9 protein-coding genes are annotated in these 14,244 nt (G+C 40.3%); all 9 read right to left on the bottom strand.

The window, feature by feature from the left end; genetic code table 11:
- Nucleotides 1-53 precede the first annotated feature (53 nt).
- Nucleotides 54-1,685, bottom strand: coding sequence for an ABC-F family ATP-binding cassette domain-containing protein (locus tag Q4D72_RS08815; protein WP_303077470.1), 1,632 nt, complete (start codon nucleotides 1,683-1,685; stop codon nucleotides 54-56).
- A gap of 153 nt (nucleotides 1,686-1,838) precedes the next feature.
- Nucleotides 1,839-3,029 carry a hypothetical protein gene (locus tag Q4D72_RS08810; RefSeq protein ID WP_303077469.1) on the bottom strand — a complete coding sequence of 397 codons (1,191 nt, stop codon included), beginning with the start codon at nucleotides 3,027-3,029 and terminating at the stop codon, nucleotides 1,839-1,841.
- Nucleotides 3,030-3,041: 12 nt separating this feature from the next.
- The gene (locus Q4D72_RS08805) at nucleotides 3,042-4,445 is read right to left on the bottom strand and encodes a DUF1735 domain-containing protein (RefSeq protein ID WP_303077468.1); all 1,404 of its coding nucleotides are present in this window, start codon (nucleotides 4,443-4,445) and stop codon (nucleotides 3,042-3,044) included.
- A 17-nt stretch (nucleotides 4,446-4,462) separates the two neighbouring features.
- The gene (locus tag Q4D72_RS08800; RefSeq protein ID WP_303077467.1) at nucleotides 4,463-5,641 is read right to left on the bottom strand and encodes a DUF1735 and LamG domain-containing protein; all 1,179 of its coding nucleotides are present in this window, start codon (nucleotides 5,639-5,641) and stop codon (nucleotides 4,463-4,465) included.
- Nucleotides 5,642-5,660: 19 nt separating this feature from the next.
- Nucleotides 5,661-6,716 carry a glycoside hydrolase family 18 gene (locus tag Q4D72_RS08795; protein ID WP_303077466.1) on the bottom strand — a complete coding sequence of 352 codons (1,056 nt, stop codon included), beginning with the start codon at nucleotides 6,714-6,716 and terminating at the stop codon, nucleotides 5,661-5,663.
- A gap of 28 nt (nucleotides 6,717-6,744) precedes the next feature.
- Nucleotides 6,745-8,292 carry a SusD/RagB family nutrient-binding outer membrane lipoprotein gene (locus Q4D72_RS08790; protein WP_303077465.1) on the bottom strand — a complete coding sequence of 516 codons (1,548 nt, stop codon included), beginning with the start codon at nucleotides 8,290-8,292 and terminating at the stop codon, nucleotides 6,745-6,747.
- 16 nt (nucleotides 8,293-8,308) lie between these two features.
- Nucleotides 8,309-11,470: a SusC/RagA family TonB-linked outer membrane protein gene (locus tag Q4D72_RS08785; RefSeq protein ID WP_303077464.1), complete on the bottom strand. Its 3,162-nt coding sequence runs from the start codon at nucleotides 11,468-11,470 to the stop codon at nucleotides 8,309-8,311.
- Nucleotides 11,471-11,903: 433 nt separating this feature from the next.
- Nucleotides 11,904-12,902, bottom strand: a complete 999-nt coding sequence (locus tag Q4D72_RS08780) for a hypothetical protein (RefSeq protein WP_303077463.1) — start codon at nucleotides 12,900-12,902, stop codon at nucleotides 11,904-11,906.
- A gap of 12 nt (nucleotides 12,903-12,914) precedes the next feature.
- Entirely contained in the window at nucleotides 12,915-14,240 is a 1,326-nt protein-coding gene (locus tag Q4D72_RS08775) for a LamG-like jellyroll fold domain-containing protein (RefSeq protein ID WP_303077462.1), read from the bottom strand.
- Between the last annotated feature and the right edge of the window lie 4 nt (nucleotides 14,241-14,244).

The following is a 14,244-nucleotide window of genomic DNA, read 5'->3' as shown; positions in this document are numbered from 1 at the left end:
AGATTGATGTTTAGAGGACTAAAACAGGGAGTAATTCTTGTTTTGGTCTTTTTTTATTTTTCAAATTCACGTAAGTTTTCCATTTTTTTCTTTTGCAGGAAGCCATAGATGTCTTCGAGGTGTTCGGTTACTTTTCCTCCGCCGAATTCATAAACTTTGGTTACCAGTCCGTCCAAGAAATCCCGGTCGTGTGACACCACGATAAGGGTTCCGTCGAAGTCCAAAAGGGCTTGCTTTAAGATGTCTTTGGTTCTCATATCCAGATGATTGGTAGGTTCATCAAGTATTAATAAGTTTACGGGTTCCAACAAAAGTTTTATCATTGCCAATCGGGTGCGTTCGCCGCCCGAAAGTACTTTTACTTTCTTTTCGCTTTCTTCTTTATTAAACATAAAAGCCCCGAGAATGTCGCGTATTTTGGTTCGGATATCGCCCACGGCAATATCGTCAATGGTTTGGAAAACAGAGCGCTCGCCGTCTAACAACGAGGCTTGATTTTGAGCAAAATACCCGATTTGAACGTTATGCCCGAGGGTAAGCGTGCCTTCATAATTGATTTCCTGCATCAGGCACTTTATCAGGGTGGATTTTCCTTCGCCATTGCGCCCTACGAAAGCCACTTTTTCGCCTCGTTTGATGGTGAAATTTACGTTTGAAAAGATGGTTTTGTCGCCGTATGCTTTTTTCACGTCTTCGGCGATAACGGGATAATTTCCGGAGCGGGGCGATGGCGGAAATTTGAGCTTCAGCGCCGAGGTGTCTTCCTGATCAACTTCTATAATTTGCAGTTTTTCAAGCATTTTTACGCGTGATTGCACTTGTAGGGTTTTGGAATAGGTGCCTTTGAAACGCTCGATGAATTCTTTGGCTTCGGCAATCATTTTTTGTTGCTCGTCGTACTGTTTTTGTTGTTGTGCCCGACGTTCTTTGCGCAATTCAAGGTAGTGTGAATACTTGGCTTTGTAGTCATAAATGCGCCCCATCGTAACTTCAATGGTGCGGTTGGTTACGTTGTTGACAAAAGCCCGGTCGTGTGAAATCAGCACCACGGCTTTGGCGGAGTTTATCAAAAAATCTTCAAACCATTCGATGGAATTGATGTCGAGATGGTTGGTTGGCTCGTCAAGTAAAAGCAAATCAGGGTTTTGTAACAGTAGTTTTCCCAGTTCGATACGCATTCGCCAACCGCCGCTGAACTCGCTTGTAGGGCGGTGGAAATCATCGCGGGTGAAGCCCAAGCCGAGTAGCGTTTTTTCGATTTTTTCATCGGAATTGGTATCTTCAATTCCGTAGAATTTTTCGCTGAGTGCGGAAACTTCTTCGATGAGTTTCATATACGCATCCGACTCATAATCTGTGCGCCGGGTCAGTTCTTCATTGATTTCATTGATGCGTTTTTCCATTGCTTGCATTGCCGAAAAGGCTTTGGCAACCTGTTCAAAAACCGTGCAGTTATCATCCATTATCAAGTGTTGAGGCAGGTAAGCGATGGTGAACTCTTTGGGCATACTGACATTGCCCCGTGAAGGTTCACGCTCGCCTGCTAAAATTTTTAACAAAGTGGATTTTCCGGCGCCGTTTTTGCCCATCAAGGCGATGCGGTCATTGGGGTTAATGGCAAAAGATACTTCGGAAAAAAGCGTAGTGCCACCAAACTCAACGGCTAAACTATTTGCTGAAATCATTATAAATCAAAGGTTTAATGAATTGTTGTTATCAAGGCGCAAAGATAACTTTATTATTGAGATTTTTTGTTGAAATTTAAAATAAAACGAAATATTACAAAAAAGTCTCAACCTTTTTAAGATTGAGACCTTAGAACTAAAAAACAAACCTAATTAATAACCTGTGATGTGTATTATGATTTCCCGTTTTGTGGCACCTTGTTTTTTTACGATTTGTCCGTTTTTGAGCTCTCCTTGATAAGCATCGAAGAAGTGGAGTTTTTGCTCGGTGTCGGGGTCGGTGTCTTCTTTAAGTTTAATGGTGATTTTACCCTTTTCGGTAGTGCTACTTTGATAAGTTTCTACCCACTCTTGATTTGCGTTGTCAATGAATACGTAATCCTGTTTTTCGCCGTTGAAAAACAATTGTAAATCAACGTTTAGAACGCGTTTTTGCTCGTTTTCATCGTTGTTGTCGTCTTCATTATCATCATCGTTATTGCCACTGTCGTCATCGTCGTTTTCATCGTCTTGATAATTATGTTCGTCGTAGTCATTATAATCTTGATCGTACGCAGTGTAAGTAAAAACATTCAGTTGGGGAGTGTATTTATTTTTATCAAAATAATAAGGGGCTGTTTCCGGTTTAAAAACGATTTCGCCAACTTGTTTGCCCTTTTGCATTTTTGTTGATGCGTATATCGGAAGGATTAGCGTGCCTTTTTCGATTAATTTTTCGGAATTAACTGAAATTTGGTAGGCGGTTCCCTCTTCTTGTGCTTCTGCATTTACGAGGTTTTGTCCGTTTTCAGAAGGGTTTTCCAACACAACGGGCGTTAAAAAAGTGAGTTTCATTTCGGCTTGTGGTTGGTCTTTGTCGATGTTCAAAATCCAGATGGTTTTCTTGTCGTCATCGCCGGAAATGATGCTTGCGGAACTTGATGAGATGATTTCGAGTTGTGAATAATTTTTGGAAACCAATTGTTCCTGAATTATTTCCAATGAAAAGTCTTTGTAACCTTCTTTTTTGAAAATCACTTTTTCTGAAATTTCATTGGCGTTTTTTCCGTAGAAATCGGCGTAAAACTCACGGGGACTTTTGGCTTTCATTTTCAAAAACTCACCTTTTTGCAACTCTACGTCTTCCGCAAAGGTTACGTTCACCCGATAATTTTTGCCTTGTTCGAGTGTGATTTTTCCTTCTTTTACGGCATCTTTTACGATTTCATCACCTTGTTTTACGATGATGGCAGTGGGTTGCAATGCTTTTTCAGCAGGTTCAATGGTGGGTTTTTCCTCTTGGGTATCTTTGGCACAATTTACCAACAACAAAAAGATTGGTAAATAAAAAAATATTTTTTTCATTTTAGTGTGGTTTTAATTATCTCTGGGTCCGTTGTGATATTTTCCTTCAAAAATACATTCTTCGTTGTAAAGAAGTTTGGTGGCTTGGCTAAGATAAGTGGTTGCCGTTCCGTTTTTGACGTCTCTTCCGCTGATGCTGAAAATCATCATCAAACCGTGGCAGCTTCGTAAATTATCCTCAGCCACACTTTGGGCTAAGGGTAATCCTCCTTGGGCGGCTTCTATCGATCTGTTCCCGAAACGTTCTTTGGGCAAACCTATCATTGATTCGTGCGTTCTGTGATAATCAGACCATTCATAATCAATGTAATCAGCTGCTTTTTTGCCGACTTCGTCCGTTGCGCCGGCATTTAAAGTGTGTCCGTAATCGTATATGGTTAATAATTTGTCGGGCATTACTTCTTTCATTGCTCTGGTGTACCATAAAACGGACTGATTGCCTTTTGTTGGTTTTTCAGGAAGCACGTCATATTTTGCATATTCTTCGTCAATATCCCAGCCGTCGATGCCTAATTTATCGGCATATTGTTTGCACTGGCGGGCAAAATCCAACGCTTCTTCATAATTTTGGAAATTGTAATACCCAACGCCTTGATGGTTAGGCAGAATGTCAATCAAAACCTTTATACCTCTGTCTTTTAGGGGTTTGATGTATTTCTCGGGGTCGTTAATGATGGGTTGTAGTTTTTCGTTAAAGTGCAAATAACGCCGTTTTGTTTTGGCATCATAATTCATATTGGCAGCAAAGAGAATAACAAAATCAAAAACAGGCTTTTTACTTTCTTTGAGAATGAATTGCCCCATATTGCGAATGTCCCAATCATTGGTTTCTACGTAAGCCACCATTTTCATAGGCTCGGTACGGTTCGGGCAGTTGTAAGTTCCTGCCGGCATTGGTTTTTTGTTACTCTCGGAAAGTGGCACATATTGAGCGTCTTTGCGGATTAACAAGGTGTGCGTTAATTTTTCCCCTTCCATATTAACAACCAAAGGCAAAACATAATTACCTTGCTCCAAACTTCCGTATTGTTTGAGTTTCAGTTGTATTTCAGCGGTGTTTTCTCCTTTTTTGAAACTGCCTTCGCTGAATTCGTAATTTGTTTCAGGGAAAAGCACATAGTCGGTTGCGCCCTTAAAATTGTTGTAATCTTTGACCAGTTGTTCCATATCGGCTTTAACCAGCGTTGCGACGCCGTCTTCTTTTGCCGGATGGCTTAATTTGGCAACAAACGTATAGATTCCGTCTTCCGATAAGTTAGATACCGAAGCCTGCGGATTCATCTTGTTAATCAATTGACTTTCGGAAAATCCGTTGGGGGAATTTTCGGGTTTCGGGAGTTCAAATTTTGGTTCGAATTGTGATTGGCAAGCTGCGAAAAAAGCAACCGATGCCAATGCGATAATTATTTTTTTCATTTTGAATTCTTTTTTAATTATTCAACTTTTACAGGATTATCTTCTTCAAAAACAGTTATTTTCACTTGCTGCCCGCTGCTGCTTCCTTTTTGTCCTTTCATTATGAGGTCTCTGCCGGCTCCCGTGAGGTCTTTGATTTTGTTGTCGGTTACTTCGTTCATTTTCCAGTAGGCATACAAATCCGTATTTTTGGCATCGGTTTCGTAAATGCTTTCGCTTATTTGTGAAGCGGAACGAGCCGTTTTCCAAATTCGGATTTCAGAAAAATGAGCGTTAATGCCTCGATTTCCGTTATAACTTCTTCCGATGTAAAAATCACCGTATCCCAAATCGCGTGTAACGGCAATTTCGGTTACTTTTTCGCCGTTTACGTAGGCGGTTGTTTTGCTCTCGTCAACCACCATTGCAATGTGATACCATTTTTTGGGTTTGAATTTAATACCGATGTCTGACCCGCTAACTTGCAGATGGTCAGGGTCAACGCCCGAATCACCAAAACGCATCAAAGCTTGCCCCTCAATGCCCATAAAGGTGCTGATATTAGCCTCCGTAGGTGAAAATTCATCAACGTAAATAAGTCCTTCCATCGTAAACGGCTTACTAACAGTTACTCTTTTTTCAGGTTCAAGATAGGCGTCTGATTTGATGCGAATGGTTTTGGTGATTTGCCCTTTTACCACTTCGACGCTGTAAAACAAGGTTTTAGCAGTTTGTAAAATAGAAGCTCCGCTTACCGAGTGCATCGTTACGGCAAACATATAAGGCGTGTTTTCTTTTAAATCTTCGGATACCATCATTTTCACGCTTCCCACTTCGGAAGTAACGTTTCCGGCTTTGATTTGCAGCGTGGAAGTCAGTTCAATGTTCTTTTCAGGAAACGGCAAAAACGCGGTTTTGTATGTTCGGTTGTATTTTTCAACTTCCTGATTATTAATCATTAATCGAACAGAAATATCTTGTTTGTTTTCTTTTGCCAACGCCACGATAAATTGTTCTTCTTTGTGTGTTCCCACATCACCTGTGGTGGCTGAAACGGCTGTTTTTTGAGAGAAATCGGCTTGTTTGCGTTCAATTCCTTCCAATTTGTAGAGAATGGCTTGCTGTTCAAAGAGTTCGCCTCCTGCTTTTTCGTCATCTGAGCATCCAATCACCGAAAGAAAGCCCATTGTTGCGTATAGTAAATTTCTGAAATTCATCTTATTAAATTTTTAAGGTTTATTTTTGTGATTGTAATTTACCGATGGCGTTACGCAAGGTTTTGAAGGTTACATTACCCGATTTGTCGTAGTAATTTTTTTCAATGTGATAATACGCTACGCCTCCTTTGTTGTTTGATTGCCAGTTGATTACGTCAATAAGCCGGTTGAGTCGTCCGCCGGGAGCAAAACGCTGTGAATCAGCAAATCCGTCGGCTAAATCCTCTTCGGAAAAATCAACCGAAGGTAAATATCGGAACTTAGCCCATTTTTCAGCCTGCTCGTCAAAATTTTTAAGCAATTGTTTGCCCGTTTTTCGGTAAACTATCCAATTTGCTGAATCAATGGGTTTTACATCTTGTGTATCACCTCTTTCTCCGTACGGATTTTCAACTGCCAAAAGCAATTTTTTTCCTTTTCCGGCTTCTTTTGTGATTTCGGCTAAAAGCGAATCGAAGTTTTCAGCCGAATACGCTTCGTTTAGGTTTTGCGGAAATTCAACGCTGATTCCGTCAAATCCGTTTGATTTAACGATGTTTAGCAATTTGGCGGTTTGCTTTTTCATTTTTTCAACAGCCGTGTTTGCCAAATTTTCAACAATTTCCTGTTCGATTTTCTTCAAGGTTTCTTTTTTCTCCTCATCGGTTAATCGTTCGTTGGATAGTTTCCATTCTTCTTGTTTTTCAGCTATTTGTGTGGAAATTGTTTGTTCTTTTTCAGCTTCGTATGCTTTGTGTGCCGCTTCAAAACTGATTCCCACCAACACTTTGGTCGCTTTTTTTTGTTGAACGGATTGCAGGTCGTTTTTGAGTGTTTCGCTGATGTTTTCGTAACCGCTTTTTATTACGATAACATCCAGACTATCAGGTGTATTCATTAAAACGGCTCCGCTTTCTTTGCCCCAGTTGTAGAGCATTCCCATTGCGATGTTTCGCTTTTCCAATTCGGTTTGGGATTTGTATTTTTGTAATGCTTCGGTATTGATGTCCCGCTGCGGTGCAATAACTTCAATCGGTTCGATTTTATGGCACGCCACGGCGATTAATCCGAAAATGATTGCTATTTTTTTCATCATTAAAATCTTTTAAAATTTTGTGAATCAATTATTTTGCCCACCAAAGGTCGGTGCCTCCGTTGTCGGAACCACCCAAAAGGTTCACGGCTTCTTGAATGTTTTTGAGGTTGCTACCTTTGTATTCTTCGGTTGAAAACGGAAGTCGACGCATTCCGCCCGTATCTTTTCCGTTTTGCTGAACGATGGATTTTACCAAGCCTCCGCTTTTGTTCTCAACCGCCGAAAGCAAATTTGGGTAACCCGTTCTTCGCCATTCAGCCCAACCCTCGTGCGAGCCGTAAGGGAACATCGCAATCCATTTTTGGGTGATGATTTTTGCCAATCGTTGTTCGTCGTTGTTGGCATCGCTCCAATTTACGGTAATTGACGAAGCGAACGAAGCATCGTTATAACCCGCTTCTTTTTCATCGGTGAAAGCTCCTCGTTGTTTGCTGTTAGTCAGATAGTTTGTAGCGTCGCCCGCACCCCATTGTTCAAAAGAAAGTTTGATGCCTTGTTCATACAAATTTTTAGCTGAATCGCCCATATTCCAATTTTTTAAAGCTCCTTCGGCTTTCAAAAAAGCCACTTCGGCAGCCGAAAAAATCATAATTGGCGAATTTTTTTGCAAATTAGGCAATGAATAATTTTCTTTTGTGAAAGCGATGTTCGGAGCTCCGCTTCGGCAACCGAAGTATTTTTTTCCGTCGCTTCTGCCGGCAACTTCGGTAAAATATTTGGCACAACGCGGGTCAGAAAATGCGTTCATATATTCGGTAATGTCAGCCCCGACGCGCGAGTCGCCCCAAGTGGCACTTACTTTATACGCCGGATTATCAATCGTTTCCAACTGAGCGTTATCGGCATTGGTTGTGATAACTCCGTCGGCAACAGCCATTTCGGCGTATTTTTTCGCTTCGGCAGGCGCTGCTTTTGACATTCTTATCGAAATACGCAAAAGCAATGAATTGGCATATTTTATCCATTTTTGCATATCGCCTTTGTAAACATTGTCAAAGGGGGCGTATTTTCGGTCTGCCACATCTACTTTTTTGAGTCCTTCGATTGATTTTACGAGTTCTTCACAGAAGCCCAAGTACAAATCTTTTTGTGAATCGTACGGAATTTGTGATTGCCCTTCTTTTAATTTTGAATAGGGAAGAGGTCCGTAGGTATCTGTAAGCCAATGCGTAATGGCGACACGATAGATGCTTCCTAATGCAAAATAGGGTTTGTCATAATCTCCTTTTGAAATTTTTTTGAGTTCAAAAAAGGCTCTGTAAATTTTCGGATAGGTGTCATTAAACGGATAACCAAACCACCCCGAACGCGGGTTGTAAGTTTGATAATCTCCTGTAAATTTGGTGGTTGCATATCCTGCATAGCCCGTTGCGTAAAGGTCAAAACACATTTGGTATGAGTTTTCTTGCTCGGGAAGTATGAGTTTTTGCAGGTCGATGAGCTGGTTTCCGCCTTGTGGAATTCTGTCCAGTTCTTCACTTGTAATTCCGTATTGGTCTCGGTTTAATTTTTCAAAATCTTTGATGCAACTTGCTGAAATTACGGCAATTGCTGTTATTATGATAGATTTTTTCATCGTTCTTAAAATTAAGTTAAAAATCAGCCTTGATGCTCAGCCCGAAACTGCGTTGGCTCGGCATCATAAAATAGTCTAACCCTTGCGCGTAATTTCCTGTTGAAGAAACTGATTCGGGGTCAAATGGAGCTTTTCCGTAAATCATTGCCAAGTTACGCCCAACAACCGAAAGGGTAAGCCCCATTGTATTGTTTAGCAGTTTTTTAGGCACTTTGTACGAAATGTAAGCCTCTTGCAGGCGAATGTTTGTGGCGGAATACGTGTAATATTGCGCCAAACGATTTTTTCCGCGTTGTTCGAAATAGTTTTGCGTATTGGCAGCAAATCCGTTGATGCGAACGCCGCCCATATCACGCGCCACTGCCGAGTTTTTCGATACACCGTATTGGTCAAGAGCGGCTTCGGTCATTGAAACGGCAACGCCGCCAAAGCGAGCCGAAAACATCGCCCCGAAACTGAAATTTTTGTACGTAAAATCGTTTCGCCAGCCCATTGTTGCATCAGGAAGTACACTGCCCAACTTTTCAAAACGTCCGTCGGCAAATTCGCTCGTGGTTACATTTCCGTTGGCATCAATATAGATGTTGCCGTCAGAATTGCGGGTAAAATCGGCGTTGGTGTAAATGTCGCCAAGCGTGCCTCCCGTTCTTAATTGATAATGTAACGAACCGAATCTGGTTTTGTTCAAATGGTCGCGACTTTCGTTTTCACCCGTGATGGGGTTTACATAATTTTCAGCCAATGCTAAGATTTTGTTTTTGTTGTAGCCCATCGTGAAATGGCTGTTCCAGTTAAAATCTTTAAATAATTGAAAATCATATCCCAAGCCCAATTCAATTCCTTGATTGCGAACATTTCCGGTTTGCAAATAGATGCTTTCATATCCTGTTGAAGGCGGAACTTCGATGTTAATGGTCTGATTTTTAGTATTTGTTTGATAGAAAGTGAGGTCTAACGTTAATTTCCCGTTTAGCCATTTTGAGGCGATTCCCGCTTCGTATGAATTGGTTCGTTCAGGAAATAATTCTCCGATGGGGAAATGCGAAACCGTTTTCCACGTTTTGGTGTCATCGTCAAAGGTGTAAGTTAGTGAGGTTAAGCTTCTTCCGAATGGAGAGCCGACCGAACTGAACGCCAAACGCACTTTCATAAATGACAAAATCGGGTTGAGTTTCACTTTCGTATCGGTTGAAAGCATTTCGGTTACCACTGCCGAAAGCCCCACCGAAGGATAGAAAAACGATGCGTTGGGCGAGTTTGCCAATTGCGACGCCCAGTCGTTACGTCCCGTTAAGGTCAGGTACAAATAGCCGTTATAGCCGGCTTCGAGGCTTCCGAAAACGGATTGCGTTTGTTCCACCCAGCCTGTCTGACCGATTTTGGTTTTTTGAGCTCCTTGTTCTATGTTAAAGGTACTGAATACGTTAGGGATTCCGTTCTCACGAATTGGACCTCCGATTTGCGAATCATCATAACGCGTATCTTGCAACGAAGCTCCGAGGTTGGCGGTGATGACAAGGTTTTGTTCGCCAAACTGAAATCGTTTTGAAAAGTTTGTCAGTACGTCGGCATACGTCTGTCTTTCAATACCTTTCAGCAAGCCGAAGTATCCGTTTTTGCTGGCATCTAAGGTGGTGGCGGTTGAGGCGTAACGTTTGTCGGTTGATGTAATGTGCGAATTGTCGGTACGCACCCGTCCGGTGATGTCCCATTTTTCGGTTTCTGACCATTTTTTCAAGTCATAAGAAACGCCCAACGCAATCATATTACGCTCTCTTTTCACGTCACGCAAATTGCGATATGCCACCCAATACGGATTTTGAAGCGTGAACTCGCCCGTTCCGTAACGCCATTCCTGCTCGTATATTTTTCGCTCCGGATTGTAACGTTCAAAGGTTTTTAAACTTTGCAAATTTTCGCCTCGCGGAAGTAAATACGCTCCAACCAGCGGATTCATATATTCACCTTGGTTTATCATATTGCGATGGTCTTGCAAGATGTAATTTACTGTGGCGTCGATTTTTAGCTTATCGTCAAGCAAATGTGTCGTATTTCGGAATGTGAAGTTGTATCGGTTGTATTGATTGTTGGCGATAATGCCATCTGATTGTGTGCTGCTTGCTGAGAAATAAGTTTGATTTTTTTGGCTTCCGCCGGAAAGAGAAAAGTTGTTGGTTGAAGAAAAGCCTGTTTTGAAGAAGTCTTTCGGGTTGTATTTTTGAAAATCTTCCGGAAGTTTGGTTCCCCACGATTCAATTCGACCGTCACTTCCGTACGTGTTTTGAAATTCAGGCAGAATAAACGGCGTGGAAATTTCCGTATTCGATGAAAAGCTAACTTGCAGTTTGCCTTCTTTTCCTTTTTTGGTGGTGATAAGAATAGCTCCGTTTGCGGCTGATGACCCGTAAAGAGCTGCTGCTGAGGCTCCTGTTAGCACGGTCATACTTTCAATATCTTCGGGATTGATGTCGGCGATACCTTCGGTGGAACCTTGTGATTGAAACCGTCCGCTTCCTTGTTTCATCGTTGTTGAAAATAGCGGAACGCCGTCAATAACATACAGTGCATTGTTTGATTTTTCGATGGATTTCGCTCCGCGCATCACCACTTTGGTAGCTCCTCCCATTCCCGACGAACTTCGTTGAATGGTAACTCCGGCTACTTTTCCGTTAAGGCTGTTTACAAAGTTGGCGTCTTTCACTTTGGTCAGCTCTTCGCTATTCACCTGCTGTACGTTGTAACTGAGGGCTTTTTCTTGTCGTTTGATACCCAGTGCTGTAACTACGGTGGCTTCCAGCTGTTGGATTTCTTCTTCAAGAACCACTGTTATACCGCTACGGGCTTGGTTGACAGTCAGGGTTTTGCTTTTAAAACCAATGTAGGAGAATAACAGTTCGGTTTTGTCGCTTGGCACGTTGATTTCAAAATTCCCGTCAAAATCGGAAACAACTCCCACCGAAGTACCTTTCACAACGATGTTTACCCCGGGTAGCGGTTCTCCGTTGGTGTCGGTTACCACTCCGCTAATTTTTTTGGTTTGTTGCTGAAAAAACGTTGTCTTTACTGACAAACCATCAGTCTTTGCATAGACAGAACTTGTCCAAAATCCGCTTGCAAAAACGGTAAGGAAACCCAAGCCTACCGCTGTTTGCATCGATTTTTTTAACGTATTCATCATATTTTAAATTTAAAATTGTTTTCTTTTTTAGAGGAATGCAAAGTTACGATTATTTTCCTTTATTAAAACGAAATTTGTAAATTTTTTCATAAATAAAAGTAAAAAAAGTTGAAAAATATGTTTTGATTGCTTCTATTTGAAAACGTAAAATAAGCAATCAAAACTAAAAGAAAATTCTATTAAAGATGTTTTTTCTGCATAATTACCGATATTGTATGTGTTTTTTATATTTTGATAGATTGGAGTACGGGACAATATGGCGTACCTAAAATTAATTATGTTATAGATTCTCAAATTTAATATAAAAACCCCTCAATCTTTTAAGATTGAGGGGTTAAAAATAAAATGTAAATGTATGTATATCTTTAATTGTTACAATCAAGCTGTTGCGTAAAAAATATAATTTAATACGTTGATTTCTCTATAAAACATACTAATAAAACTCTATTTCATAGATGTTAATATAACGATTGCCTCCTTTTTTAAAGTTGTCAAACTGTATTTCTGTAATTTCAACCGGTTTTTTAAATTTAAAAATGAGTTCTCCACCAGAAGTGTATCGGGGTGCATACTTTCCTTGTTGATAGGTTTTTGTTTTGCCTCCTTGAACGGCTGAAACTGCAACATTCATCCCTCCAAGATTTGATCCTGATCCTGCTAATGCATCTGCCGTATAAATAACAAAACCTCTAACCAGAGTAGGTTTATCAAACGTTGCTTTCAAAAAGATGGATGTAATATCGGTATCTATCCACCAATTATTTCCAAACGAATTTCCATCGGTAAGCTTGTGTAAATGGTCTGGTTTATAATTTGATGAAAATGTGAAGTTGCTGAGGGGATCTTCTGCTTCCGGAATTTCATATGTTTCTTCAATATTATCTCCTTCCGGAAAATTAGAATCTGTTAATTTTACCTTAATTTGGTAAACTGCATCTTCAACACCTGCTATCGGTAAGTTTGCTGGCATTGCCTCTACGACTTCTACCCCGAAACTAAATGTATATTCCTTACCTACCTGATATTTTTGGGTGTCTTTAAAAGCATCTGCTTTAAGGGCAACTTCAAACATCTGGTTAGCACCCGATGTAATTTCACCTTTCTTAATAGTAATTGCTTGTGTATTAACATCTTGTTTAGGAACTAACTTTAATTTAATCGTTTCTCCTTCTTCCAAAATTCTCTTGGTAAAATCAGGGGCAAAAGAGTAGTTTGCTTCTCCTATAAGAAATGTGTCAGGATCTCTATATAGTTCCCCTGATGTTTCTTTGGTCTTAAAGATTACTACTGTTTTGGTTAAATCAACCGATGGAGCATCGGTTTTGGGCTTCTTTAATTCTTCTTTTCTGATGGTTCTTAATTCTTCTACTTCTGGTGTACACCCCGAAAGTAACACACTAGCAGTAAAGAAACCAATTATATACTTCTTCATTATTTACTATTTTTAAAATTCTACTACTTTATTAAAATCAACACTTGGGTATCTATATCCGCTTGTTTGTTTATTTACATACCATTTTTCAGTATATTTTTTATTTGGATTGGTTGAAGCGTTTTTAATGCGTCGCACCATTTGACCATCTTCTTGGACGTCTTCATAAGGAGTTTCATTAAAAGGCAAATACAATTCTAAGCCATCAGAATCCGGTTTTGCAAAATATTGAGTAGCAATCACTTGTCCTTGTGTTAAAGCTTTACTCCAAAAACGAACTTCTCTAACATATCCTTTGGTAGTGCCATTCCCGAAGCAAACTATGGGGAGCTGTCTTACAATTACAGGCGATGGCGAATCAAACATCAACTCTCCGTTTACATAAATTTTTAGATAAGGACGACCGTCAATAGTTTTGTAAGTCATCGCCATATGGTACCATTTATCAGCTGTTGGGTTATCGCCCGATGGCTCAAACTTAAAGTTTTTACCTTTATTGGTATTAAAGTCTAAGGTCGCCGCAGCCCCAAAACGAAGCAGAAATTTACCGTTGCTTTGCACCGTATTCCAAAGTAATGAATGGGTATTGTGTCGCGGATTTTCATACATCAACCCCCAGTTGTTAACAAGAGCTTTAAGCGTAAAAGAGTACTGCATTGTCCACTCGTCAACTTCTACTTCTTTAACCAAATCTTTTTTGTCCTCTGTTTGGTCGCCGGTGTCTTTGCCATATATGGCGTGAAAAGCACCTCCCATCCAATGAGCTACCGGAGTTTGAAAAGACCGACGAACCACAAAAAGAGATGATTTTCTATCTTCTTGCGCAATAGTTTTACCTCCGGTAGGGGTCATTTTCAACATCAATGCATAAACATTATGAATAGGAAAATACCGCCCTTGGGCATCTTTCATAGGCTTCACTTTTAAAATAAGTTTTCCGGTAGAAATTACTTTTCCTGCCGGAACAAGTATATCAAGAGAAGTACCTACTTTTGGTTGAGATTTTTTATCAACTGCATAACTCAATTCAAAATTTTCTGACGGAAGCCCTTGATAATCTACTTGGTTTTCCTGATTAAACGCTGCCAATAAATTCTCATCCACACTCACTCGATAGTAAGTGTCTTTGCTCATCGGGTTGGCTATACGCACCTTAATTTCAGTATCTTGCAAACTTCCTTCATCGTCTTTTACCCGTATGTCATTTACACTTTTGTTTTCTAAAAAAGCAATTTGATAATACGGATTCCCCGAACCAAAATTACTATCGGGAGTAGGCAATTTTTCACAACCCAGTGAAAGTAATGCCATTACGCTTAAAATATATAATTTTTTCATTGCT

The organism is Capnocytophaga sp. (genome assembly GCF_030532915.1).
Classification (GTDB): Bacteria; Bacteroidota; Bacteroidia; order Flavobacteriales; family Flavobacteriaceae; genus Capnocytophaga.
The sequence above is the reverse complement of the archived record's forward strand: the minus strand, read 5'-3'. Positions and strand labels throughout refer to the sequence as shown.

Coding starts and splice junctions, on each gene's coding strand:
- Q4D72_RS08815 (WP_303077470.1), bottom strand. CDS start 1,685: ATGATTTCAGCAAATAGTTTAGCCGTTGAGTTTGGTGGCACTACGCTT.
- Q4D72_RS08810 (WP_303077469.1), bottom strand. CDS start 3,029: ATGAAAAAAATATTTTTTTATTTACCAATCTTTTTGTTGTTGGTAAAT.
- Q4D72_RS08805 (WP_303077468.1), bottom strand. CDS start 4,445: ATGAAAAAAATAATTATCGCATTGGCATCGGTTGCTTTTTTCGCAGCT.
- Q4D72_RS08800 (WP_303077467.1), bottom strand. CDS start 5,641: ATGAATTTCAGAAATTTACTATACGCAACAATGGGCTTTCTTTCGGTG.
- Q4D72_RS08795 (WP_303077466.1), bottom strand. CDS start 6,716: ATGATGAAAAAAATAGCAATCATTTTCGGATTAATCGCCGTGGCGTGC.
- Q4D72_RS08790 (WP_303077465.1), bottom strand. CDS start 8,292: ATGAAAAAATCTATCATAATAACAGCAATTGCCGTAATTTCAGCAAGT.
- Q4D72_RS08785 (WP_303077464.1), bottom strand. CDS start 11,470: ATGATGAATACGTTAAAAAAATCGATGCAAACAGCGGTAGGCTTGGGT.
- Q4D72_RS08780 (WP_303077463.1), bottom strand. CDS start 12,902: ATGAAGAAGTATATAATTGGTTTCTTTACTGCTAGTGTGTTACTTTCG.
- Q4D72_RS08775 (WP_303077462.1), bottom strand. CDS start 14,240: ATGAAAAAATTATATATTTTAAGCGTAATGGCATTACTTTCACTGGGT.